Raw genomic sequence first — 22,215 nt, forward strand, 5'->3', positions numbered from 1 at the left:
TGCAGGTTGAATGTAGTTGCCAGAGGGCATAAACCGCAATATTGTCGCATGGAAATGCTCACTTTCCAGCGTAATACTCTGGCACGATGAGGGTGACTTCCAGTCCACCCTCGGCATGGTTTGCCAGCAAGACCGTGGCGCCATGCTGCTCGGCGATATTGCGCGCGATCGTCAGGCCCAGGCCGGTGCCGCCCGATTCGCGCGAACGCGAAGTCTCGATGCGGTAGAACGGCTCGAACACTTTCGCCAGCTGGTCCGGCGCAATCCCGGGCCCGCCATCGCGGATGCGGATACGTGCCGCGCCGGCAATGCGCTCGACGGTCACCTGCGCATACGCACCATATTTGACGGCGTTGTCGATCAGGTTCACCAGGCAGCGGCGCATGGCGATGGGGCGCGCCATCAGGGCCATGCCCGCACGGCCGTCTAGCGTTACTTTCTGGCCGGCATCCGCCGCATCGGAACAGACGCTGTCGAGCAGCGAATCAAGGTCCAGCGCCTGCATCGCTTCCGTGCTGTCCATCGAGCGGGCCAGGTCCAGGCCCTCCTTGACCATGCTTTGCATGGCGGACAGGTCGCCCACCAGGCGGTCGTACAATTCCGTATCCGCCACTTTTTCCAGGCGCAGGCGCAAGCGCGTCAGCGGCGTCTGCAAGTCGTGCGTGATGGCGGCCAGCATCTGCGTGCGCTGTGAAATATGCTGGCGGATGCGTGCCTGCATGGCATTGAAGGCGGCGCTGGCCTGGCGGATTTCACTGGCGCCCGAGAGGGTCAGGGGCGGATGGTTGATGTCGTTGCCCAGGTCTTTCGCCGCCTGCGCCAGCTGCTTGAGCGGACGCATGGTCATGCGCGTGACCAGATAGGCAAGGATGGCAATGCTGATCAGGAATGGCAACAGGGTCATCCAGTCGTTATGTTCGTTGAACGCGGGCTGCTGGCGCGGCGGCAGCACCATCAGGCGCAGCACGTGGCCATCCTGCATGCGCACGTCGAGATTCTCGCAAGTGCCGCCCCATGGCTTGGCGCCGAACATGCCCGGCGATTTGCGCGGCTCGATGCAGGCGGCCGGACGCTCGGCCAGCGCGGTGACCTTGAAGCCTTCGCCCAGCTTGGCTTGCAGGGCAGTGGAAAATTCCGTGGGCGAGCCCGGCTTGTGTTCCGTCTCGGGCCGCAGTTCCAGGCGCACGCTGCCCTTGTTGGCCACCTTCAGGTAGGCCGCGCGCGAGGCCATCGGCACCACGTCGGCCGCCATCACCAGCTGCTCGGCCCGCTCAACGGCGTGGTAATCGCGGTATTGCTCGATGGCGCGCTGGCGTTCGCCCACGGCCAGCCACTGCGTCAGCGCGGCCGAAGCGACAATGCCGATCAACAAGAACATGAAGACCCGGCCCGTCATCGACCCCAGGAAGGCCTTCACGCGTGCGGCTCCACATTGACTTGCCCGGCCAGCACATAACCGCCATTGCGCACGGTTTTGATAATTTGCGGCAAGCGCGCATCTTCACCGAGCTTTTGCCGCAAGCGGCTGATCTGGATGTCGATCGAACGGTCGAACGGATCCGCATCGCGGCCCTGTGTCAGGTTCAGCAGCTGGTCGCGGTTGAGCACGCGGTTCGGGTGTTCCAGGAACACGCGCAGCAGGCGAAATTCCGCCCCCGAGAGCATGATCACCAGGCCCGTGGGATTGAGCAAATGGCGCGCCGTCAGGTCCAGGGTCCAGCCGGAAAAGCGGATTTGCTGGGCCTTGTCCGACGGCACGTTCGATGGCATGGCATGGCTGCGGCGCAGCACGCTGCGTATGCGCGCCAGCAATTCGCGCGGCTCGAACGGTTTCGGCAGGTAATCGTCTGCGCCCATTTCCAGGCCCAGGATGCGGTCCAGCGGCTCATTGCGCGCTGTCAACATGATCACCGGCACCGTCGACTGCGCGCGCAGCTTGCGGCACAGGGTCAGGCCGTCGTCGCCGGGCAGGTTCAAGTCGAGCACGATCAGATCGGGCCGCGTTTCGTCGAGGATTTTCCACATGGCCGTGCCATCGGCCGCACCCAGGGTGCGGTAGGCGTTGGTTTCCAGGTAGTCCGCCAGCAAGCTGCGGATATCGCGGTCATCGTCGACGATGAGAATTGTAGAAGTGGGTTCCATAGAATGAATTATCCCCACTTCGCCAGGGCTTGCACAGCGCATTTGTATCGTCTTGTATATAGGGGAGCCGAAGAAACATATAGATACAAACTGTCTGGCAGCGGACACTTCGGGGAAACATGGCGCGTCCAACATGGATTCATGTGCAGCACATGTACATTTCTCAATACTTATAAAGGAATCCAGATGAACGCCTCAATGAAAACCTTGCGCAAGAATGTGATCATCGCCATGAGCGTGCTGAGCATGGGTGCGGCATCGCTGACCGTCCACGCCCAGGAAGCGGCCGCCAGCGCGCCAGCTGCCAGTACCCAGGCCAAGCCCATGCATGAAGGCCACCGTGGCGGCCCGCGCGGCGAACGTGGCGGCAATCCCGCCGAACGCATGGCCAAGTACCAGGCCCGTTTGCATGACAAACTGAAGCTGACAGCCGCGCAGGAACCGGCCTGGGCCACGTTCACGGCCGCCAACGCGCCGAAAAAACCGATGGGTGACTGGAAAGCCAAGCGCGAAGCCATGGCCAAGCTGTCGGCGCCGGAACGCATGGAGCAGTGGATCGCCATGTCGAAGGAGCGCATCGCCAGCCAGGAAAGCCGATTGGCTGCGCTGAAAACGTTTTACGCGGTGCTGACGCCGGAACAGAAGAAAGTGCTGGATGACAGCGTGCCTGGTGGCAAAGATGGCGGCAGGCGCGGCCACCATCGTGGTCATGGTGCACACCATAAAGCAGGCTGAACGTAGGTCGGATTAGCGGCGGAACGCCGCGTAATCCGACAACATTGTTGCGGTGTGCGGTGGTGTCGGGTTACGCCCTGGCGGGCTAACCCGACCTACCCCGACCTGCCCAAGCTACCCGCCTACTCTTCCAGCTTGCGCAGCGAGGTCAGGAAGGTTGCGGCATTCTGGAAGCCGATCACGCGCGACTGGGCGATTTCCTGCCCTTGCGGATTGAACATGATGATGCCCGGCGGGCCGAACAGCTGGAAACGCTTCAGCATGGCCTTGTCGTCCGCGTCATTGGCCGTCACATCCACTTGCAGCAGCACGGCTCGCCCCATCTTCTCGCGCACGGCGGGATCGACGAAGGTCAGTTTTTCCATCTCGATACAGGACACACACCAGTCGGCATAAAAGTCCAGCAGGGCCGGCTTGCCGTTCAGCTGGGCCAGCGCCGCGTCGAGCTGCGCCACGGTTTTTACGCGCGTAAATGGCTGCGCATGGACCTGGCCACCACCGAGGTGCGCCAGCGGCGCCAAGGGGTCGCGGCCACCGCTGGCCACGCCGACCAGTTGCATCGCGCCCAGCACGGCAAACACCAGGCCGAAGGCCTTCGCCACCCAGGCGTGCTGCGCGCCGCTTTTGCCGACCAGCAGATACATGCCATAGCCGACAAACAAGACGGTCCAGCCCAGCATTTGCACGGCGCCCGGCAAGACGGGCGAGACCAGCCACCAGGCGACGCCCAGTTGCAGCACGCCAAAAAAGCGCTTGACGGCATCCATCCAGGCACCGGCGCGCGGCAGCAAGGTGCCGGCCGACACGCCCACCAGGATCAACGGCACGCTCATGCCCACCGCCATGGCAAACAAGGCGCCGCCGCCGATGATGACGTCGCGCGTCTGGCTGATGTACAGCAAGGCGCCAGCCAGCGGCGCGGCCACGCACGGGCCCACGATCAGGGCGGAAATGGCGCCCATGACGAACACGCCCGCCAGGCGGCCCGACGATTGCTGGTTCGACACGGAGGTCAGCTTGCCTTGCAGGAAAGCCGGCACTTGCAGCTCGTAAAAACCGAACATCGACAGCGCCAGGCCCGCCATCAGCAAGGCGAAGAAGCCCAGCACCCACGGGTTTTGCAGCTTGGCCGCCAGGCCTTCACCGGCCAGGCCGGCCGCCACGCCCAGCGCCGTGTAGACAATCGCCATGCCCAGCGCGTAGGTCAGCGACAGCAGCAAGCCACGCGAACGGCTGACCTTGGCGCCATCGCCGATGATGATCGACGACAGAATCGGCACCATCGGCAGCACGCAAGGCGTAAACGCCAGGCCCAGGCCCAGCAGCATGAACAGGGGCACGATGACCAGCAGCTTGCCGCCCTTCAGGGCCGACTCGATCTTGCCCATCTCGTTTTGTGCCGGCGCAGGGGCTGCCGCCACGGGCGCCGCTGCCGCGTCCGGCGTGCTGGTGATGTCCGCCTGGGGAATGCTCATCACGGATACGCCAGGCGAGGCCTGCGCCTGTGGGCCGTTGACGGCCGCCGTGTCGACTGCCGGCGCGGCCGGCAAGGCGAACTTCGACGGCAGGCCGGCGCCTGGCGCCTGGCTCTGGCCCCCACCACCACCACCGACCAGCTGCGCCGTGGCATCCTGCGGCGCATAGCACAGGCCCTTGTCGGAACAGCCCTGTCCCGTCGCCTTCAGAGTGAAGGCGCCAGCCGCTTCCACGGGGATCGTGATGGTCAGGGTCTTGCGGAAGGTTTCCACGTTCTTCTGGAAGGTGTCGTCGAACTTGACTTTGCCTTTCGGATACACGGGCGTGCCCAGCTTGGCGCCCACGGCCTCGAACTTGAAGCGCTCGTGGTACATATAGTAGCCATCGGCAATCACATAGGTGACGGCGATGGTGGCCGGGTCCTGCATGCGCGCGGAAAACTTGAAAGCCAGTTCCGGGTCGAGGAATTCATCATCGGCGCGGGCATGGCCCGTGCCAAAGATGGCCATGGCCAGCAATAAACAGGTGGCAAACCAGAGCAGCAGTTGACGTAAGGGGGCGGCGCGCGCAGTGGCGCTGGAAGGAAAACGGGACATGAACGACCTTTTTCTACGGCATCAGCTGTGCCATTCAACAAGAGACGCGCGGGGCGTGCAGTGGCTGCAGGGCCGGCGCGAAAGGTGAATAGTACACCGCAGTAAGAATAGCTGCAGCAGAAAACAAAAAAGCCAGGCTAGGCCTGGCTTCTCAGATGCGGCTACTGGGATTACTCGCCAGCAACTTCAACTGCTTCGGTCGTATCTGGACGATCCATCAGTTCAACGAACGCCATAGGAGCGTTATCGCCGACGCGGAAACCCATTTTCAGGATACGCACATAACCACCGTTACGGTTGGCGAAACGTGGGCCCAGTTCAGCGAACAGTTTGACGACCATTTCACGGTCGCGCAGGCGGTTGAAGGCCAGACGCTTGTTTGCCAGGGAGTCGGTTTTGCCCAGGGTCAGAATTGGCTCGACAACGCGGCGCAGTTCTTTTGCTTTTGGCAGGGTGGTTTTGATCGCTTCGTGACGCAGCAGCGATACTGTCATGTTGCGCAGCATTGCCAGACGGTGGGACGAGGTACGATTCAGTTTACGGAGGCCGTGACCGTGACGCATGATAAATCCTTTCGGTGAGTGTTTAAATGCCAGTTCTTCGATCGGCTGGGCGGGAAACCCGTACAGCCGCGGACCGGTTTGGTACTACAAAATAAAAGCCTGGGACACCTGTCCCAGGCAGTTTGCTACAACTACGAATAACGATTACTTTTCCAGGCCGGCAGGCGGCCAGTTTTCCAGCTTCATGCCCAAGGTCAAGCCGCGCGATGCCAGCACTTCCTTGATTTCGTTCAGGGACTTGCGGCCCAGATTTGGCGTTTTCAGCAGTTCGTTTTCCGAACGTTGGATCAGGTCGCCGATGTAGTAGATGTTTTCCGCTTTCAGGCAGTTTGCCGAACGCACGGTCAACTCCAGGTCGTCGACTGGACGCAACAGGATAGGATCGACCAGCGGAGCGCGCGATGGCGCTTCGGCGGCGGCTTCCGTGCCTTCCAGGGCAGCGAACACATTCAACTGGTCCACCAGAACGCGGGCCGACTGGCGGATCGCTTCTTCCGGCGAGATTACGCCGTTGGTTTCGATGTTGATGATCAGCTTGTCCAGGTCGGTACGCTGTTCAACGCGGGCCGATTCAACGAAGTACGATACACGGCGCACTGGCGAGAACGACGCGTCCAGGATGATGCGGCCGATGGTCTTGTTGGTGTCTTCCGACAGGCGACGCACGTTACCAGGAACGTAGCCGCGGCCTTTTTCAACCTTGATCTGCATGTCCAGCTTGCCACCGGCGGTCAGGTGGGCGATCACGTGGTCAGGGTTGATCAGTTCGACGTCATGCGGCAGGTCGATGTCGGAGGCCAGGATCGCGCCTTCGCCTTCTTTTTTCAGGGTCAGGGTTACCGAATCGCGGTTGTGGACTTTGAAAACCACACCCTTCAAGTTCAGCAACAGATCGACGACGTCTTCTTGCACGCCATCGAGGGAAGAATATTCGTGGACGACGCCAGCGATCGTCACTTCGGTCGGCGCGTAGCCTACCATCGACGACAGCAGAACGCGGCGCAACGCGTTACCCAATGTGTGGCCATAGCCGCGCTCGAACGGTTCCATCACGACCTTGGCGTGACCTGCACCGAGAGCTTCAACATCGATAATACGTGGCTTCAACAAACTGTTTTGCATGAAATGTCCTTTTCAATACCCTCGGCTCATTACACCGATAAGGCTGATGGCATTAGTAAAACGCCCACTCAAGAAGGTGAGTGGGCGGGAGTCTTGCTAACTACTATTAACGCGAGTACAGCTCGACGATCAGCGATTCGTTGACGTCGTTAGCGATTTCGTTACGCTCTGGCAGGGACTTGAAGGTACCTTCCATTTTCTTGGCATCAACCGAAACCCAGCTAGGCATACCAACTTGTTCAGCCAGCGACAGTGCTTCAACGATACGCACTTGCTTTTTCGATTTTTCACGAACAGCGATGATGTCACCAACTTTAACTGCGTACGAAGCGATGTTCACAACGATACCGTTCACGGTGAACGCTTTGTGGCTGACCAGTTGACGCGCTTCAGCGCGGGTCGAGCCAAAGCCCATGCGGTAGCAAACGTTGTCCAGACGCGTTTCCAGCAACTTCAACAGCGTTTCGCCGGTGTTGCCTTTACGACGGTCTGCTTCAGCGAAGTAGCGGCGGAATTGACGTTCCAGCACGCCGTACATGCGCTTGACTTTTTGCTTTTCGCGCAGTTGGTTACCGTAGTCCGAGGTGCGGGCGCCGGATTTGACACCGTGCTGGCCTGGCTTGACGTCCAGTTTGCACTTGCTGTCCAGCGAGCGACGTGCGCTCTTCAGGAACAGGTCTGTACCTTCACGGCGGGAAAGTTTTGCTTTAGGTCCGATATAACGTGCCACGATACTTCCTTTTTTAAATGATAACGCCCCAGCCACATGCATGATCAAACACACTGATGCGGTTAGGCGCTAGTCTGATTTGGTTTCAATCAGACGGTGGCTGAAAACGAAAAACCCGTCAAACAGGATTTGACAGGCAAGAACAGCCGGGCAGTATAACCGTTTCCGGCTCCCTGCTCCAGCGTTTTCACACAACTGTACTGAGTTACAACAGACAGCAAAGCAGCTGGCGCCGAAGCGCCCTCTGCAACACTATCTTAGATACGACGACGTTTCGGTGGACGGCAACCGTTGTGCGGTACCGGCGTCACGTCCTGGATCTCGGTGATCTTGATGCCCAGGTTGTTCAGCGCGCGAACGGCGGATTCACGACCAGGACCTGGGCCCTTGATACGTACTTCCAGGTTCTTCACGCCACACTCAACAGCCACTTTACCAGCGGCTTCCGCGGCGACCTGCGCTGCGAATGGGGTCGATTTACGCGAACCCTTGAAGCCTGCACCGCCGGAGGTAGCCCACGACAAGGCATTGCCTTGACGATCGGTGATGGTAATGATGGTGTTATTGAACGATGCGTGGACATGTGCGATGCCTTCAGCGACGTTCTTTTTAACTTTTTTACGCACGCGTGCTGATGCGGCGTTATTTTGCGACTTAGCCATAATTATTCCCTAGCGGATTATTTTTTCAGCGATTGAGCGGCTTTACGCGGTCCCTTGCGGGTACGTGCGTTCGTACGCGTACGCTGGCCACGGCAAGGCAGACCCTTACGATGACGCATGCCGCGGTAGCAACCCAGATCCATCAAACGCTTGATGTTCATGGACAGTTCACGACGCAGATCGCCTTCGACGATGAATTTACCTACTTCATCGCGCAGCTTTTCCAGTTCGCTGTCATCCAGATCTTTGATCTTTTTGTTGGTTGCTACACCGGTCGATGCACAGATTTTCTCTGCGCGTGGACGGCCCACACCGTAGATGGCCGTCAGGCCGATAACGGTATGCTGATGATTTGGGATATTAACCCCTGCAATACGTGCCATTTGTTATTCCTCGATTAACCTTGACGCTGCTTGTGACGTGGTTCCACGCAGATAACGCGGACTACGCCTTTGCGCTTGATGATCTTGCAGTTGCGGCAGATCCGCTTGACTGATGCGAGAACTTTCATTTTTGGGCTCTTTCTTTCGCTTCTTTGGTTTGATTCAGTGTGTTACTTGGTACGGAACACAATGCGGGCTCGGCTCAGGTCGTACGGCGTCAACTCCACCGTCACCTTGTCTCCAGGGAGAATGCGAATATAATTCATCCGCATTTTACCTGAAATATGCCCGAGCACCACGTGTCCGTTCTCCAGCTTCACTCGAAATGTTGCATTTGGGAGATTCTCAAGAATCTCGCCCTGCATCTGTATGACGTCGTCTTTTGCCATTCGGTATGTTTACCGCGCTTAACGCGTCGGAATTCCGCCCTTGAAATTTGCTTTGCGCAGCAGCGAATCATATTGCTGCGACATCACGTAGTTCTGTACTTGCGCCATGAAATCCATGGTGACAACTACAATAATCAATAAAGAAGTACCGCCGAAATAGAATGGTACTTTCCACTGGGCTTGCATAAATTCCGGCAATAAACACACCAGGGTGATGTAGACTGCGCCGGCAAGTGTCAAGCGTGTCAGGATCTTGTCGATGTAACGGGCTGTCTGCTCGCCTGGACGGATCCCGGGAATGAACGCACCGCTTTTCTTCAAGTTGTCCGCTGTTTCCTTGCTGTTAAATACCAGCGCTGTATAGAAGAAACAGAAAAACACGATCGCCACTGCGTACAACAGCGCATGGATAGGCTCACCAGGCCCCATCGATGCTGCCAAATCTTTCAAGAACCGCACCGCAGGGTTAGCGTTGTCGGCGCCCTTTGAAAACCAGTCCACGATAGTGGCCGGGAACAAGATGATCGAAGAAGCAAAGATCGGCGGGATCACGCCGGCCATGTTCAGCTTCAACGGCAAATGGCTGGTTTGACCGCCATAAATCTTGTTGCCTACCTGGCGCTTCGCGTAATTGACCAATATTTTGCGCTGACCACGTTCGACGAATACAACGAAGTACGTTACCAGTGCTACCAGGATCACGATGAAAATCGCGCTGAAGCTGCTGATCGAACCATTCGACACCTGAGTGAACAAGCCACCCAACGCCGACGGCAGACCGGCTGCAATCCCGGCAAAAATGATGATCGAGATGCCATTCCCCAAGCCACGCTCGGTAATTTGCTCACCCAACCACATCAAAAACATTGTTCCGGTCAACAAAGTGACGACCGTCACGAAGCGGAATGCAAGACCAGGCTCCAACACCAGACCAGCTTGCGACTCCAGTGCGACTGCAATGCCTAACGCTTGGAACAGTGCCAGGGCAACCGTGAAATACCGGGTGTACTGGGTGATCTTGCGACGACCTGCTTCGCCTTCTTTTTTCAACGCTTCCATCTGCGGTGACACGATCGACAGCAATTGCATGATGATCGAGGCCGAGATATAAGGCATGATACCCAACGCAAACACTGTAAAACGAGACAAGGCACCGCCCGAGAACATGTTGAACATGCCCAGGACGCCGCCTTCGTGCTCCTTGAACAGCGAGGCTAATTGTGTCGGGTCAATCCCGGGAACCGGGACGTGAGCACCGATACGATAAACCACCAATGCGCCAAGCAAAAACCAGAGCCGTCCCCAAGGGAAACCGGCCGCTGCACTTTTAGCAAGTTGTGGATTAGTCGCCAATTTTCGCTCCGATCAAGCTGTTAGCGGTCAACTCAGGCTACCGAGCCGCCGGCTGCTTCGATGGCTGCTTTCGCGCCAGCGGACACTTTCAAGCCCTTCAAATTCACCGCTTTGGTGATTTCGCCGGACAAGATCACGCGCACGTCACGGGCCAACACGCCCAGAACGCCAGCTTGCTTCAAGACCAGAATGTCGACATCGCCAACAGCCAGGTTGTTCAGATCGGACAGGCGCACTTCAGCTTTGAAGGTTGCGTGCATCGATTTGAAACCGCGCTTAGGCAGACGGCGTTGCAGAGGCATCTGACCGCCTTCGAAACCGACTTTATGAAAGCCGCCCGAACGCGATTTCTGACCTTTGTGACCACGACCCGAGGTTTTACCCAGGCCGGAGCCGATACCGCGACCGACGCGACGCTTGTAGTGCTTAGCGCCTTCGGCTGGTGCAATAGTATTCAATTCCATGATTTGCTCCGTTCGTGTAAGCCCGAAGGCTTACCCGACAACTTTAACGAGATACGATACTTTATTGATCATGCCGCGTACGGATGGGGTGTCTTGCAATTCGGAAACCGAATTTACACGACGCAGACCCAGACCGCGCACGGTAGCGCGATGCGATTCGCGCGTACCGATCAAGCCCTTGACCAATTGCACTTTGACTGTGTTTGTCATTTTGTCCACCTTAAGCCAGAATGTCTTCGACCGACTTGCCGCGCTTGGCAGCGATATCGGAAGCAGTGCTCATTTTCGACAGGCCGTCCAGCGTAGCGCGTACCAGGTTGTATGGGTTGTTCGAACCGGTGGATTTCGCCACCACGTCCGTCACGCCCATCACTTCGAAGATAGCGCGCATTGCGCCACCAGCGATAACGCCAGTACCAGGCTTAGCTGGGTTCATCAGGACCTTGGAGGCGCCGTGACGACCAACAACCGTGTGATGCAAGGTGCCGTTTTTGAGCGGTACTTTGATCAGGTTGCGACGGGCTTCTTCCATTGCCTTCTGCACGCCAACTGGCACTTCTTTCGATTTGCCCTTGCCCATGCCGACGCGGCCATCGCCATCACCAACTACGGTCAGCGCGGCGAAACCCATGATACGACCACCCTTGACCACTTTGGTCACGCGGTTGATCGCGATCATTTTTTCGCGCATGCCATCATCCGGCTTGTCGCTTTGCATTTTTGCTTGCATTTTTGCCATGATTGATCCTTAGAACTTCAGACCGGCTTCGCGTGCGGCTTCTGCCAACGCTTTCACACGGCCGTGGTAACGGAAACCGGAGCGGTCGAACGCAACTTCGGTAATTCCTGCTTTCAACGCTTTTTCAGCGACGCGCTTGCCGATCAAGGCTGCAGCAGCGGCATTGCCGCCTTTGCCGGATTGGCCTGCCAGTTCAGCGCGAACTTCCGCTTCAGCCGTCGAGGCCGAAACCAGGACTTTAGCGTCCGGGCTGATCAGGTTGGCGTAAATGTGCAGGTTGGTGCGATGCACCGACAAGCGATTTACTTTCAATTCCGCAATCTTGATGCGGGTTTGGCGTCCGCGGCGAAGCCGTGATTCTTTCTTATCCATCGTCAGCCCCTAATTACTTCTTCTTGGTTTCTTTAAGCTTAACCACTTCGTCCGCATAGCGAACGCCCTTGCCTTTATAAGGCTCAGGAGCGCGGTAAGCACGAACTTCAGCGGCTACCTGGCCAACCTGTTGACGGTCGATACCTTTAATCAGGATCTCGGTCGGGGTTGGTGTTGCGCAGGTAACGCCAGCTGGCATGTCATGCACTACAGGGTGCGAGAAACCCAGGGACAGATTCAGCTTGTCGCCTTGAGCTTGCGCCTTGTAACCCACGCCTACCAGGTTCAGCTTTTTCTCGAAACCCTTGGTGACGCCAACAACCATGTTGTTGACCAGTGCGCGCAGCGTGCCGGACATGGCATTGGCTTCGCGGCTGTCGTTCGCCACGTCGAAACTCAGGGTTCCTGCATTGTTTTCCACTTTAACCTGGCCGGTAAGGGCCTGGGAAAGTACGCCCAGCGGGCCTTTTACGGTGATCGCTTGTGCGGAGATGGCGACTTCGGCGCCAGCTGGCACTACGATAGGCATTTTAGCTACTCGAGACATGTGTAACTCCTTAAGCCACGTAGCAAATAACTTCGCCGCCGACACCGGTAGCGCGTGCTTTGCGGTCAGTCATGACGCCTTGCGGAGTCGACACGATCGCCACACCCAAGCCATTCATCACAACAGGGATCTCGTCTTTACCCTTGTAGACGCGCAGACCCGGACGGGACACGCGCTCCAAGCGCTCAATGACGGGACGGCCAACATAATACTTCAAACCGATTTTCAGTTCCGCTTTGCCACCAGCTTCGGCAACAGCGAAATCTTCAATGTAACCCTCGTCCTTCAGGACGCTGGCAATCGCAATTTTGACTTTCGACGATGGCATGGCCACGGTCGTCTTTTGCACGCCTTGTGCATTGCGAATGCGGGTCAGCATATCGGCGATAGGATCGCTCATACTCATTGCATATTCTCCTATTACCAGCTTGCTTTTGTCATACCCGGAATTTCACCACGCATGGCGAATTCACGGAGCTTGATACGACCCAGACCGAATTTACGGAATGTGCCGCGCGGACGACCAGTGATGGCGCAACGGTTACGTTGACGCGTCGGGTTCGAGTTACGTGGCAGCGCCTGCAGTTTCAGGCGAGCTTCGTAGCGCTCTTCTTCCGATTTCGATTGGTCATCGACGATGGCCTTGAGAGCTTCGCGCTTAGGGGCGAATTTCGCCACCAGGTCAGCACGCTTGATCTCACGATTAATCAGTGACAGTTTGGCCATGATCAGTTCCTGAAAGGGAATTTAAAGGCGGCGAGCAAAGCTTTGGCTTCGTCATCGGTCTTAGCGGTTGTCGTGATGCTGATATTCATACCGCGCAACGCGTCAATCTTGTCGTATTCGATTTCAGGGAAAATGATCTGTTCCTTGACACCGATGTTGTAGTTGCCACGACCATCAAATGCACGGCCGTTCACACCACGGAAATCGCGTACGCGCGGCAGAGCCACGGTAATGAAGCGATCCAGGAACTCGTACATGCGAGCGCCGCGCAGGGTGACCATCGTACCGATCGGGTAACCTTCACGGATTTTGAAGCCTGCGATCGCTTTGCGGGACTTGGTGGTCACTGGCTTCTGGCCGGCGATCTTGGTCAAGTCAGCAACTGCGTGCTCGAGAACTTTTTTATCCGCGATAGCCTCACCAACACCCATGTTCAGGGTGATCTTGGTCAGGCGTGGAACTTCCATTACCGACTTGTAACCAAACTTGCTGGTCAGGTCGGCAACGACTTTTTCTTTATAGAATTCTTGGAGACGTGCCATGATTTCTTAAGCCTTCACTACTTCGCCGGAGGATTTAAAGATGCGGACTTTTTTGCCATCCACTTCTTTGAAACCCACGCGATCTGCCTTGCCAGTCGCTGCATTAAACAATGCAACGTTGGACACGTGAATTGGCATGGTCTTATCGACGATACCACCAGTTACGCCAGTCATCGGGTTTGGCTTAGTCGCTTTTTTAGCGATGTTAATGCCGTCAACCACGATATGTTCAGCATCGATACGCTGCTGTACCACACCACGTTTGCCCTTGTCTTTCCCGGTCAGAACGATGACTTCGTCGTTTTTACGAATCTTATCCATTACGACTCCTTACAGGACTTCCGGTGCCAGGGACACGATTTTCATGAACTTCTCAGTGCGCAGTTCGCGCGTGACAGGTCCAAAAATACGGGTACCGATCGGTTCCAGCTTGGCGTTCAACAGAACGGCGGCGTTGCCGTCGAACTTCACCAGGGAACCGTCTTGGCGGCGAACACCTTTAGCGGTGCGCACAACCACGGCGTTATAAATTTCACCTTTTTTGACACGGCCACGTGGCGCAGCAACCTTAACGGTTACCTTGATCACATCGCCAATGCCAGCATAACGGCGCTTGGAGCCGCCCAATACCTTGATGCACATTACTTCTTTGGCACCGGTATTGTCAGCCACTTCGAGCCGGCTTTCAGTTTGAATCATAGTATTCTCTTTCCCAACTTAAGCCGAAGAATCCACACAATGTAGACCCACGGTCAGTCTTGGTCCCGCCAGAGCCGCCCTGCTGGGCTTCACTGTTTGGGTGCATGACCTTCATACATCAACTGACCGCGAATGCTACTGTCTGTGGCCAGACACTTTGCGGCGTTACATGAACGAAGCCCGCAAGTATTACATACAATTTGCGGGCCTGCAAGTACTAATTAAAAGCCACCGCCGAAACGGTGGTTTTTATTTAAACGGTTGGTGCGGCTTGAACCACACGTGTCACCGTCCATGCCTTCGTTTTGGAGATCGGGCGACCTTCCTGGATCTCGACCGTGTCACCGGCCTTGACTTGGTTGGTCTCGTCATGCGCGTGATACTTGTTCGAGCGCATGATGATCTTGCCATACAAAGGATGTTTTACGTGGCGCTCGATCAGAACGGTAACGGTCTTGTCCATCTTGTCCGAAACCACTTTACCGATCAGCGTGCGCTTGAGCGACTGTTTCACTGGTTCGTTCATTTGGCTTCCTTCAGATTCATTACCGTCTTCACACGCGCGATATCGCGGCGTACCTTCTTGAGCTGCGAAGTGTTGCTCAGCTGCTGCGTAGCGATTTGCATGCGCAGGCCGAACTGTGCCTTCAACAGGTCATTCAGCTCTTTTTGCAGAGCTGGCTGGTCCTTGCCGCGGAGTTCAGATGCTTTCATATACAACTCCAATTATTGGCCGACTTGGCGGATGACAAACGTCGTCGCCAGTGGCAGTTTAGCGGCGGCAAGACGGAATGCTTCCCGTGCCAGCGCTTCATCAACGCCATCCATTTCGTACAGTACTTTGCCTGGCTGAATTTCAGCGACGTAGTACTCAGGATTACCTTTACCGTTACCCATACGGACTTCAGCCGGTTTGTTCGAAATCGGTTTGTCCGGGAAAATACGGATCCAGATACGGCCACCGCGCTTGATGTGACGCGTCATTGCACGACGCGCCGCTTCAATTTGACGCGCAGTGATACGACCGCGCGCAACTGCCTTCAGACCGAATTCGCCAAACGACACGGCGGTGCCGCGGCTGTGCGAAATACCGGTGTTACGGCCTTTCTGCTCTTTACGATACTTTCTGCGTGCTGGTTGCAGCATGATTATTCTCCTGCTTTCTCAGCTGGTGCTGCTGCGGCGGCCGGTTTAGCGGCGGTACGCACACGTGCACCTGGTGCTGTGGATGGTTTCGCACCGGCACCGGCTGGACGTGGACGGCCAGCTGGCTTGCCATCGTCACGGCGTGGGCCGCGGCTTTTCTTCTCGTCAGCTGGGGTATCGATGACTGGTGCATCGCCGTTAGGCGCGCGGTCACCTTTGTATACCCACACCTTGACACCGATGATGCCGTAGGTGGTCGACGCTTCGCTGGTACCGTAGTCGATATCGGCGCGCAGGGTATGCAGAGGCACGCGGCCTTCGCGGTACCATTCTTTACGTGCGATTTCGATACCGTTCAGACGGCCGGACGACATGATCTTGATACCGAGTGCACCCAGGCGCATTGCGTTTTGCATTGCGCGCTTCATGGCGCGGCGGAACATGATACGTTTTTCCAGCTGCTGCGAGATCGAATCGGCGATCAGTTGCGAATCGATTTCCGGCTTGCGAATTTCTTCGATGTTCACGTGAACAGGCACGCCCATGATCTTGGTCAAAGCGGACTTCAGTACTTCGATGTCTTCGCCTTTTTTACCAATGACCACGCCTGGGCGCGAGCTGTAGATCGTGAAGCGCGCGTTCTTGGCTGGGCGCTCGATAACGATGCGGCCAACGGATGCGTTCTTCAGTTTCTTTTTCAGGTAAGCACGTGCTTTCAAGTCTTCGTTCAGCATGGCAGCGAAATTACCGTTGCCTGCATACCAGCGCGAAGCCCAGTTACGGGTGACCGCCAGACGGAAACCGGTTGGATGAATTTTCTGACCCATCGTGGCTCCTTAGTTACCGACAGTCACGTAAACGTGACAGGATTGTTTCGAAATACGGTCGCCACGGCCTTTTGCACGCGCGGTGAAGCGCTTCAGGACGGGGCCCTTTTCGACGTAGATCGTTTTCACGAACAATTCGTCGATGTCCGCACCATCATTGTGCTCGGCATTCGCAATAGCGGATTCCAGAACGCGCTTGATGATCGCAGCACCTTTTTTCGGGCTGAATTGCAAGATGTTGAGTGCAGCGTCAACTTTCTTGCCACGGATCAGGTCAGCAACCAGGCGGCCCTTTTGGTCCGACAGGCGCACACCTTTGAGGATAGCTTTAGTTTCCATTATTTCTTAGCCTTTTTGTCAGCTGCATGGCCCTTGAACGTACGGGTCAGTGCGAATTCGCCGAGCTTGTGACCAACCATGTTTTCGGAAACATAAACCGGCACGTGCAGCTTGCCGTTATGAACCGCGATCGTCAGGCCGATGAAGTCAGGCATGATTGTCGAACGACGCGACCAGGTTTTGATTGGCTTTTTGTCTTTGGCAGCTTGCGCAGCTTCAACTTTTTTCACCAGGTGGGCGTCACAGAACGGCCCTTTTTTCAATGAACGTGTCATGTGCTACCCCTTATTTCTTGCCGCGGCGCGAGACGATCATGGAAGTCGTACGCTTGTTGCTGCGTGTCTTCTTACCTTTAGTCTGTTGGCCCCAAGGCGAAACTGGATGACGACCAGCTGCTGTTTTACCTTCACCACCACCGTGCGGGTGATCGACCGGGTTCATGACCACACCGCGAACGGTAGGACGAACACCGCGCCAGCGCATCGCACCAGCTTTACCGATTTTACGCAGGCTGTGCTCGGCATTGCCGACTTCACCAACGGTAGCACGGCACTCGATGTGCACGCGACGTACTTCACCCGAGCGCAGACGCACTTGAGCGTAGGTACCTTCACGGGCCATCAGCACAACGCCGGCGCCGGCGGTACGTGCCATTTGGGCACCTTTACCTGGCAGCATTTCGACGCAATGCATCACGGTACCGACTGGGATGTTACGGATTGGCAAGCAGTTACCCGATTTGATCGGTGCTTCCGAACCGTTCATCACGCTGTCGCCAACGGCCATGCCTTTGGTTGCGATGATGTAGTGACGCTCGCCGTCGGCGTAGCACAGCAGAGCGATATTCGCGGTGCGGTTTGGATCGTATTCGATACGTTCCACTTTCGCTGGAATACCATCTTTGGTGCGCTTGAAGTCGATCAGGCGATAGTGTTGCTTGTGACCACCACCGATATGACGGGTGGTGATGTGACCGTTGTTGTTACGACCAGCGGTCTTGGATTTCTTTTCAACCAGGGCAGCGAACGGACGACCTTTGTACAGGTCGGCATTCACCACCTTCACCATGCCGCGACGGCCTGGCGAGGTTGGTTTCATCTTAACGAGTGCCATTATGCAGCCTCCTCGGAGAAGTTGATTTCCTGGCCAGGCTTCAGGCACACGAAAGCACGCTTGGTATGGTTACGACGACCGTTGAACTTGCCGGTGCGCTTTTGCTTACCTTCGCGGTTTGCAGTTTGCACGGACAGAACTTCAACCTTGAACAGCAGTTCGACCGCTGCCTTGATTTCAGGCTTGGTTGCATCCGGCAGTACGCGGAATACAATTTGCTCGTTCTTTTCCGCGACCATGGTGGCCTTTTCGGAAATCACGGGCGCCAACAGCACCTTCATCAAGCGTTCTTCGCTATGTTTCAAAATCGCGCTCATGCCAGCATCTCCTCAATCTTGGCCAGTGCAGCTTTGGTGACCAGGATCTTCTTGTAGAACACCAGGGACATCGGGTCTGCGTGACGTGGCTCAACGACGAGTACGTTAGGCAGGTTGCGCGATGCCAGTTCCAGGTTTTCGTTCAGAACGTCGGTGATGATCAGAACCGAATCAAAGCCCAGGCCGTTCAATTTTTGCGACAGCAGCTTGGTTTTTGGCGCGTCGATCGTCAGATCGTCGATGACGATCAGGCGCTCTTCGCGAGCCAGCTGCGACAGGATCGAGCAGATACCTGCGCGATACATTTTTTTGTTCACTTTGTGGGTGAAGTTTTCGTCAGGCGAGTTCGGGAAAATCCGACCACCGCCGCGCCACAGTGGCGACGACGACATACCAGCACGAGCGCGGCCGGTACCTTTTTGGCGCCATGGCTTTTTCGTCGTGTGGTGAACTTCTTCACGGTCTTTTTGCTTGCGGTTACCACTACGTGCATTCGCTTGATAAGCGATGACGACTTGGTGGATCAGCGCTTCATTGTAGTCACGGCCGAAAATCGTATCGGCTGCAGCAACGTTCGAGGCGGCTTGACCTTGCGCATTCAGAAGCTTGAGTTCCATCGTTTAAGCTCCCTTCTTGGCTTTGGTTTTGATGGCTGGCGAGACAACTACCTGGCCATTTTTCGCACCTGGAATCGCGCCTTTGACCAGCAACAGCTGACGGTCGGCATCGATACGGGCGATCACGAGGTTCTGGATCGTACGGTTAACGTCACCCAGATGACCGGTCATGCGCTTACCAGGGAAAACGCGACCTGGATCTTGTGCCATACCGATGGAACCTGGAACGTTGTGCGAACGCGAGTTACCGTGCGTTGCACGGCCAGAAGCGAAGTGGTAACGTTTGATAACGCCTGCATAGCCTTTACCGATGGTAACGCCTTGCACGTCGATCTTTTGACCGACTTCGAACAGGGAAGCGGCGACAACATCGCCAGCTTTCAGTTCAGCGGCTTTAGCAGCGTCAACGCGGAACTCTTTCAACAGAGTACCGGCTTCAACACCAGCTTTAGCGTGATGACCAGCAACAGCTTTGGTCACGCGGGAAGCGCGACGTTGACCGAATGCGACCTGAACAGCGGAGTAACCATCTGTTTCAGGGGTTTTGATTTGCGCAACACGGTTGTTCGATACGTCCAACACGGTGACAGGAATCGAATCCCCTTCATCCGTGAAAATGCGCATCATACCAACCTTGCGACCGAGAAGGCCTAGGCTCATTTTTTCTCCATTCCCACCTGCGATTGGGCGGGGCTTGTTTAACTACAAAGTAACGTAGGACTCAAAAAAGACGAATCCATACCGAAGCCGGCTAGTATATAGCACAAAAACCCTTGACGCAACAAGTTAACACGAGGTATGTCAAAGTGTTGCGCGACGCCCCTGCGGGAGTTGTCGGCGCGGCTGAAAAAGGCTGTTTTCACGCCAGAAAAAAGGGCGCAAAGCCCCGCCGCATGCGGCTTGCGCGCCGCTCGGCTATCACGACAGTCGCTGGCAAGCACGCCAGCCGCTGGCGCCAACAAGAAGGGCGCGCACCTGGCGTACGCGCCCTCCTCCCGCATCAGTCAGGCAAGGCCCCCTAGCAGTAACAGGGCGCCCTGGCTCAGACCTTGCACTGCGCGATGCAATGCTGGTAGATCATCTCGCAAATGGGGCTCGATGCCGAGCCGGGCATGCCGCCCGAACAAGTATTGGCCCGGATGGCGCACTCCAGCGTGCAGTCATTGCCGGCCATGGCATACGATGCGCTGCAGCCGATGGCAAACAGGAATACCGCGATTTTCTTGTACATGCATGTCTCCACTCATAGGTTTCTGGTTAAAAAATCATCGGTGCTGCCCGTGCGCCCGCAAGGCGCAGCACCAGCAGGACTTACTGCTGGCAATTGGCCAGGCAATGATCGTACAGGTCGGTACAGATGGGACTGCCGCCCAGATGGGCCCGGCAATTGGCCACTTTCTGCCCGCATTCGCTGTAGCACTGCGTCACATCGCCAGCGGCAAACGCATAGGACGCGCTCAGGCCGAGCGCAAACAGAAAGGCCGCGGTTTTCTTCATCATGGTATGTCTCCGTTGGTGTATTGATGAAACGATGGTAGGACCGGCAGGCAGCATCTGGTCCGACATTACTAAAAAAGTAACACCAATAGAATACCGTAAACAATACCAACCAAACACCAATTTGTTGATAAATCAGATAAGTTTATGCGTTCACTATTTTTACCCTGGAAAAGCCGATGGCCAGCCCGGGAACGTTCCGGGGCCAGCCATCGGCCTGCCGCATCATGTCGACAGCAGCACCCCTATTCTTGCACCGGGCCTTTGCCAATCTGATACCAGTCAACCTTGCGCGTCGCCACCATGATGGCGGCCAGGACGGCGAACAGCAGGATGCTGCCCATCACCAGCGCATTGTTTTCCGAGTTCAGCAATCCGTACAGGGCGCCATACAGCATGGTCAGCGCCACGCCGAAGCCGATGCCGCGCCAGGCGTTGTGCAATACATGCGCCAGGTAAAAACTGGTCAGCGCGATACAGGCGGCGCTGGCGATCAGGTAGGCGGCAAGGAAAGCGATATGCTCGGCCAGGCCCACCAGCAGCAGGAAGAAGATCACCAGCGACAGGCCCACCAGCAGATATTGCACGGGATGGATCGGCAGACTCTTCAGGATCTCGAAGATGAAGAAGGCGGCAAACGTCAGCGCCACAAACAGCAAGCCATACTTGGTGGCCCGGTCCGATTGCGAATACACATTGATCGGCTCGATGAAGCCGACGCTGAAACGGTCCACCTGGCCCAGCGGCGCGCTGTCGGGCACCTTGAACTCGCCCTCGATCGTGCTCAGCTGCGTTTGCGCATTGCTGGCCAGCGACGAGATATTCCACTCGACCTGAAAGCCATCGGCATTGATCTGGCGGTGTTTCGGCGACGGCAGGAAGCGCCCGCCAAACTGCGGATGGGGCCAGTTCGACTTGATGCTGATCTGGCTGTTTTTCGCCACCGGCACGAAATGCTGGCGTTCGATGCCGTCCAGTCCCAGGTCAAAACTGAATTTCACCTGCTGCGCTTGCGCCAGCGGCATGGCGCCCAGGGGTGCATGCAGGCCGCTGCGGAAGGCAAACAGGTCGGTGCCCTGTTCGAATTCGATCTGGCGCCCGCCCCAGTCGATTTTCGGGATGTTGCGGATGCCGCGCACGTCCTCGATGGACAAGGCAACAAACGGCTCGCCCAGGGTCACGCGCGCGTCCGGCGTCTTGCGCGGCAACTGCTCAAGACTGGGCACCGTGAAGTCGCCCTTGAACGCATGCTGGCCGCTGTACACCAGCACCTGGTGGATGCCACGGTAGCGGCGGTCGGTCTCGATGGTGCCTTCCTGCAGCAAGAGGTTCGGGTACACCAGCAAGCGGCGCTGCATGACGCGGCGCTGCACCTGTGTCTGCGCCGGCACGCTGCCTTGCTGCTCCTTGTCGACGGCGATCTCGACCCGCTCGTCATACTGCTCCACATACGGAATCACGAGGATGGGCCCGATGATGGTTTGTTCGCGCACTGAATCGGCGGCGATGCTGTTGACGGCTTCCTGGCGGAATTCCATCCTTTCCTTGATCGTTTCCTGGATCATCAGCAATGGCAAGCCGATCAGCAGCATCAGGCCGAACACGATCAACGCTTTGACGAATAAAGTTTTTTGCATGGCGCATCCTTGAAGTAAGGATGCCAGTGTAAAAAACCCATGTGCGCTGACTGTGCGCTGCGTGTGAAGTGCGGAAATAAATTCAGCCCATAAATTCAGGCCATAAACGGGCGAGCTAGGCCAGCGGCAGGCACAGGCGGGCGCAGGCGCCACCCTGCGCATGATTGATGACCTCGACCGTGCCGCCATGCAGCGAGGCCACCTCGCGCACGAAAGGCAGGCCCAGGCCCGTGCTCTTGCCGCTGGCGGGGCGCGGCAGCGAGTAAAAGCGCTCGAAGACGCGCTCGAGCGCATACGCGGGGATGCCCGCGCCACGGTCGCGCACGGCAATTTCCACCTGGGCGCCCTGGCGCCGCGCCGTCAGGTCGATGCTGCTGCCCGGTGGCGCGAAGCCGGCCGCGTTGTCAAGCAGGTTGCCCAGCGCCTGGCGCAGCAGCAGGGCATCGCCGGCGACCAGCAGCTCGTCGGCGTCGAGCTGCACG

At 57.0% G+C, this 22,215-nt stretch carries 36 protein-coding genes; 1 reads left to right on the plus strand and 35 read right to left on the minus strand.

Going from position 1 to position 22,215, the window contains the following annotated elements; all coding sequences use genetic code 11:
* Positions 1–58: 58 nt before the first annotated feature.
* Complete coding sequence (locus JaAD80_RS00850) at positions 59–1,417, minus strand: ATP-binding protein (RefSeq protein ID WP_102292481.1); 1,359 nt, start codon at positions 1,415–1,417, stop codon at positions 59–61.
* Positions 1,414–2,142, minus strand: coding sequence for a response regulator (locus tag JaAD80_RS00855; RefSeq protein ID WP_035824023.1), 729 nt, complete (start codon positions 2,140–2,142; stop codon positions 1,414–1,416). Before JaAD80_RS00855 ends, JaAD80_RS00850 begins: the two co-directional genes overlap by 4 nt.
* A gap of 186 nt (positions 2,143–2,328) precedes the next feature.
* Between JaAD80_RS00855 and JaAD80_RS00860 the strand changes: the two genes are divergently transcribed.
* Positions 2,329–2,877: a Spy/CpxP family protein refolding chaperone gene (locus JaAD80_RS00860; RefSeq protein WP_180979244.1), complete on the plus strand. Its 549-nt coding sequence runs from the start codon at positions 2,329–2,331 to the stop codon at positions 2,875–2,877.
* Between the two features lie 122 nt (positions 2,878–2,999).
* On the opposite strand, the gene dsbD is transcribed toward JaAD80_RS00860, so the two are convergent.
* The 33 genes from dsbD to JaAD80_RS01025 form a co-directional block, all read right to left on the minus strand.
* A complete protein-coding gene (dsbD, locus tag JaAD80_RS00865) occupies positions 3,000–4,949 on the minus strand; it encodes a protein-disulfide reductase DsbD (RefSeq protein WP_102292483.1) in 1,950 nt (649 codons plus the stop codon).
* Between the two features lie 170 nt (positions 4,950–5,119).
* The gene (gene rplQ, locus JaAD80_RS00870; RefSeq protein ID WP_034753219.1) at positions 5,120–5,512 is read right to left on the minus strand and encodes a 50S ribosomal protein L17; all 393 of its coding nucleotides are present in this window, start codon (positions 5,510–5,512) and stop codon (positions 5,120–5,122) included.
* A gap of 144 nt (positions 5,513–5,656) precedes the next feature.
* On the minus strand, positions 5,657–6,634 hold the full coding sequence (locus JaAD80_RS00875; protein ID WP_008444343.1) for a DNA-directed RNA polymerase subunit alpha: 978 nt from the start codon (positions 6,632–6,634) through the stop codon (positions 5,657–5,659).
* 106 nt (positions 6,635–6,740) lie between these two features.
* Entirely contained in the window at positions 6,741–7,364 is a 624-nt protein-coding gene (gene rpsD / locus JaAD80_RS00880; protein ID WP_071325659.1) for a 30S ribosomal protein S4, read from the minus strand.
* 257 nt (positions 7,365–7,621) lie between these two features.
* Positions 7,622–8,026, minus strand: a complete 405-nt coding sequence (gene rpsK, locus JaAD80_RS00885) for a 30S ribosomal protein S11 (protein ID WP_010394475.1) — start codon at positions 8,024–8,026, stop codon at positions 7,622–7,624.
* A gap of 17 nt (positions 8,027–8,043) precedes the next feature.
* On the minus strand, positions 8,044–8,409 hold the full coding sequence (gene rpsM / locus JaAD80_RS00890) for a 30S ribosomal protein S13 (RefSeq protein WP_046681666.1): 366 nt from the start codon (positions 8,407–8,409) through the stop codon (positions 8,044–8,046).
* A gap of 14 nt (positions 8,410–8,423) precedes the next feature.
* Positions 8,424–8,537 carry a 50S ribosomal protein L36 gene (gene rpmJ / locus JaAD80_RS00895; RefSeq protein WP_010394471.1) on the minus strand — a complete coding sequence of 38 codons (114 nt, stop codon included), beginning with the start codon at positions 8,535–8,537 and terminating at the stop codon, positions 8,424–8,426.
* 42 nt (positions 8,538–8,579) lie between these two features.
* Positions 8,580–8,798: a translation initiation factor IF-1 gene (gene infA / locus JaAD80_RS00900; RefSeq protein WP_005663428.1), complete on the minus strand. Its 219-nt coding sequence runs from the start codon at positions 8,796–8,798 to the stop codon at positions 8,580–8,582.
* Positions 8,799–8,816: 18 nt separating this feature from the next.
* Complete coding sequence (gene secY / locus JaAD80_RS00905) at positions 8,817–10,151, minus strand: preprotein translocase subunit SecY (RefSeq protein WP_071325660.1); 1,335 nt, start codon at positions 10,149–10,151, stop codon at positions 8,817–8,819.
* Between the two features lie 32 nt (positions 10,152–10,183).
* The gene (gene rplO, locus JaAD80_RS00910; RefSeq protein ID WP_034753211.1) at positions 10,184–10,615 is read right to left on the minus strand and encodes a 50S ribosomal protein L15; all 432 of its coding nucleotides are present in this window, start codon (positions 10,613–10,615) and stop codon (positions 10,184–10,186) included.
* A gap of 30 nt (positions 10,616–10,645) precedes the next feature.
* Positions 10,646–10,825 (minus strand): 50S ribosomal protein L30, encoded by a 180-nt coding sequence (gene rpmD, locus JaAD80_RS00915; protein WP_010394435.1) that lies wholly within the window; start codon positions 10,823–10,825, stop codon positions 10,646–10,648.
* 10 nt (positions 10,826–10,835) lie between these two features.
* Positions 10,836–11,354, minus strand: a complete 519-nt coding sequence (rpsE, locus tag JaAD80_RS00920; protein WP_010394433.1) for a 30S ribosomal protein S5 — start codon at positions 11,352–11,354, stop codon at positions 10,836–10,838.
* A 9-nt stretch (positions 11,355–11,363) separates the two neighbouring features.
* Entirely contained in the window at positions 11,364–11,726 is a 363-nt protein-coding gene (gene rplR, locus JaAD80_RS00925; RefSeq protein ID WP_010394431.1) for a 50S ribosomal protein L18, read from the minus strand.
* 13 nt (positions 11,727–11,739) lie between these two features.
* Positions 11,740–12,273, minus strand: coding sequence for a 50S ribosomal protein L6 (rplF, locus tag JaAD80_RS00930; RefSeq protein WP_034778281.1), 534 nt, complete (start codon positions 12,271–12,273; stop codon positions 11,740–11,742).
* A 10-nt stretch (positions 12,274–12,283) separates the two neighbouring features.
* Positions 12,284–12,679 carry a 30S ribosomal protein S8 gene (gene rpsH, locus JaAD80_RS00935; RefSeq protein WP_034753208.1) on the minus strand — a complete coding sequence of 132 codons (396 nt, stop codon included), beginning with the start codon at positions 12,677–12,679 and terminating at the stop codon, positions 12,284–12,286.
* Positions 12,680–12,693: 14 nt separating this feature from the next.
* Positions 12,694–12,999, minus strand: coding sequence for a 30S ribosomal protein S14 (rpsN, locus tag JaAD80_RS00940; RefSeq protein WP_010394423.1), 306 nt, complete (start codon positions 12,997–12,999; stop codon positions 12,694–12,696).
* Between the two features lie 2 nt (positions 13,000–13,001).
* Positions 13,002–13,541, minus strand: coding sequence for a 50S ribosomal protein L5 (gene rplE, locus JaAD80_RS00945; RefSeq protein WP_010394421.1), 540 nt, complete (start codon positions 13,539–13,541; stop codon positions 13,002–13,004).
* 6 nt (positions 13,542–13,547) lie between these two features.
* Positions 13,548–13,862, minus strand: a complete 315-nt coding sequence (rplX, locus tag JaAD80_RS00950) for a 50S ribosomal protein L24 (RefSeq protein WP_034753204.1) — start codon at positions 13,860–13,862, stop codon at positions 13,548–13,550.
* A gap of 9 nt (positions 13,863–13,871) precedes the next feature.
* Positions 13,872–14,240: a 50S ribosomal protein L14 gene (gene rplN / locus JaAD80_RS00955; protein ID WP_008444317.1), complete on the minus strand. Its 369-nt coding sequence runs from the start codon at positions 14,238–14,240 to the stop codon at positions 13,872–13,874.
* 253 nt (positions 14,241–14,493) lie between these two features.
* Positions 14,494–14,766 (minus strand): 30S ribosomal protein S17, encoded by a 273-nt coding sequence (gene rpsQ / locus JaAD80_RS00960; protein ID WP_010394415.1) that lies wholly within the window; start codon positions 14,764–14,766, stop codon positions 14,494–14,496.
* Positions 14,763–14,954, minus strand: coding sequence for a 50S ribosomal protein L29 (gene rpmC / locus JaAD80_RS00965; RefSeq protein ID WP_010394412.1), 192 nt, complete (start codon positions 14,952–14,954; stop codon positions 14,763–14,765). The genes rpsQ and rpmC overlap by 4 nt, the downstream gene beginning before the upstream one ends.
* Positions 14,955–14,966: 12 nt before the next feature.
* On the minus strand, positions 14,967–15,386 hold the full coding sequence (gene rplP / locus JaAD80_RS00970) for a 50S ribosomal protein L16 (RefSeq protein WP_034753201.1): 420 nt from the start codon (positions 15,384–15,386) through the stop codon (positions 14,967–14,969).
* A gap of 2 nt (positions 15,387–15,388) precedes the next feature.
* Positions 15,389–16,213, minus strand: coding sequence for a 30S ribosomal protein S3 (gene rpsC, locus JaAD80_RS00975; protein ID WP_092718261.1), 825 nt, complete (start codon positions 16,211–16,213; stop codon positions 15,389–15,391).
* A gap of 9 nt (positions 16,214–16,222) precedes the next feature.
* On the minus strand, positions 16,223–16,555 hold the full coding sequence (rplV, locus tag JaAD80_RS00980; RefSeq protein ID WP_170840583.1) for a 50S ribosomal protein L22: 333 nt from the start codon (positions 16,553–16,555) through the stop codon (positions 16,223–16,225).
* Positions 16,552–16,827, minus strand: coding sequence for a 30S ribosomal protein S19 (gene rpsS / locus JaAD80_RS00985; protein ID WP_008444295.1), 276 nt, complete (start codon positions 16,825–16,827; stop codon positions 16,552–16,554). The genes rplV and rpsS overlap by 4 nt, the downstream gene beginning before the upstream one ends.
* A 10-nt stretch (positions 16,828–16,837) precedes the next feature.
* Positions 16,838–17,665, minus strand: coding sequence for a 50S ribosomal protein L2 (gene rplB / locus JaAD80_RS00990; RefSeq protein ID WP_034753198.1), 828 nt, complete (start codon positions 17,663–17,665; stop codon positions 16,838–16,840).
* On the minus strand, positions 17,665–17,982 hold the full coding sequence (gene rplW, locus JaAD80_RS00995; RefSeq protein WP_010394398.1) for a 50S ribosomal protein L23: 318 nt from the start codon (positions 17,980–17,982) through the stop codon (positions 17,665–17,667). Before rplW ends, rplB begins: the two co-directional genes overlap by 1 nt.
* Positions 17,979–18,599 (minus strand): 50S ribosomal protein L4, encoded by a 621-nt coding sequence (rplD, locus tag JaAD80_RS01000; protein WP_034753197.1) that lies wholly within the window; start codon positions 18,597–18,599, stop codon positions 17,979–17,981. Before rplD ends, rplW begins: the two co-directional genes overlap by 4 nt.
* Before the next feature lie 3 nt (positions 18,600–18,602).
* Positions 18,603–19,259 carry a 50S ribosomal protein L3 gene (rplC, locus tag JaAD80_RS01005; RefSeq protein ID WP_010394393.1) on the minus strand — a complete coding sequence of 219 codons (657 nt, stop codon included), beginning with the start codon at positions 19,257–19,259 and terminating at the stop codon, positions 18,603–18,605.
* Between the two features lie 382 nt (positions 19,260–19,641).
* Complete coding sequence (locus JaAD80_RS01010; protein WP_102292484.1) at positions 19,642–19,830, minus strand: hypothetical protein; 189 nt, start codon at positions 19,828–19,830, stop codon at positions 19,642–19,644.
* Between the two features lie 80 nt (positions 19,831–19,910).
* Positions 19,911–20,099 (minus strand): hypothetical protein, encoded by a 189-nt coding sequence (locus JaAD80_RS01015; RefSeq protein WP_102292485.1) that lies wholly within the window; start codon positions 20,097–20,099, stop codon positions 19,911–19,913.
* A gap of 242 nt (positions 20,100–20,341) precedes the next feature.
* On the minus strand, positions 20,342–21,733 hold the full coding sequence (gene creD / locus JaAD80_RS01020) for a cell envelope integrity protein CreD (protein ID WP_180979245.1): 1,392 nt from the start codon (positions 21,731–21,733) through the stop codon (positions 20,342–20,344).
* Between the two features lie 115 nt (positions 21,734–21,848).
* Positions 21,849–22,215: ATP-binding protein (locus tag JaAD80_RS01025; RefSeq protein WP_258002758.1), on the minus strand; the 367-nt coding region annotated here is incomplete at its 5' end.

Origin of the sequence: Janthinobacterium sp. AD80 (genome assembly GCF_002878455.1) — a bacterium.
GTDB lineage: Bacteria > Pseudomonadota > Gammaproteobacteria > Burkholderiales > Burkholderiaceae_D > Janthinobacterium.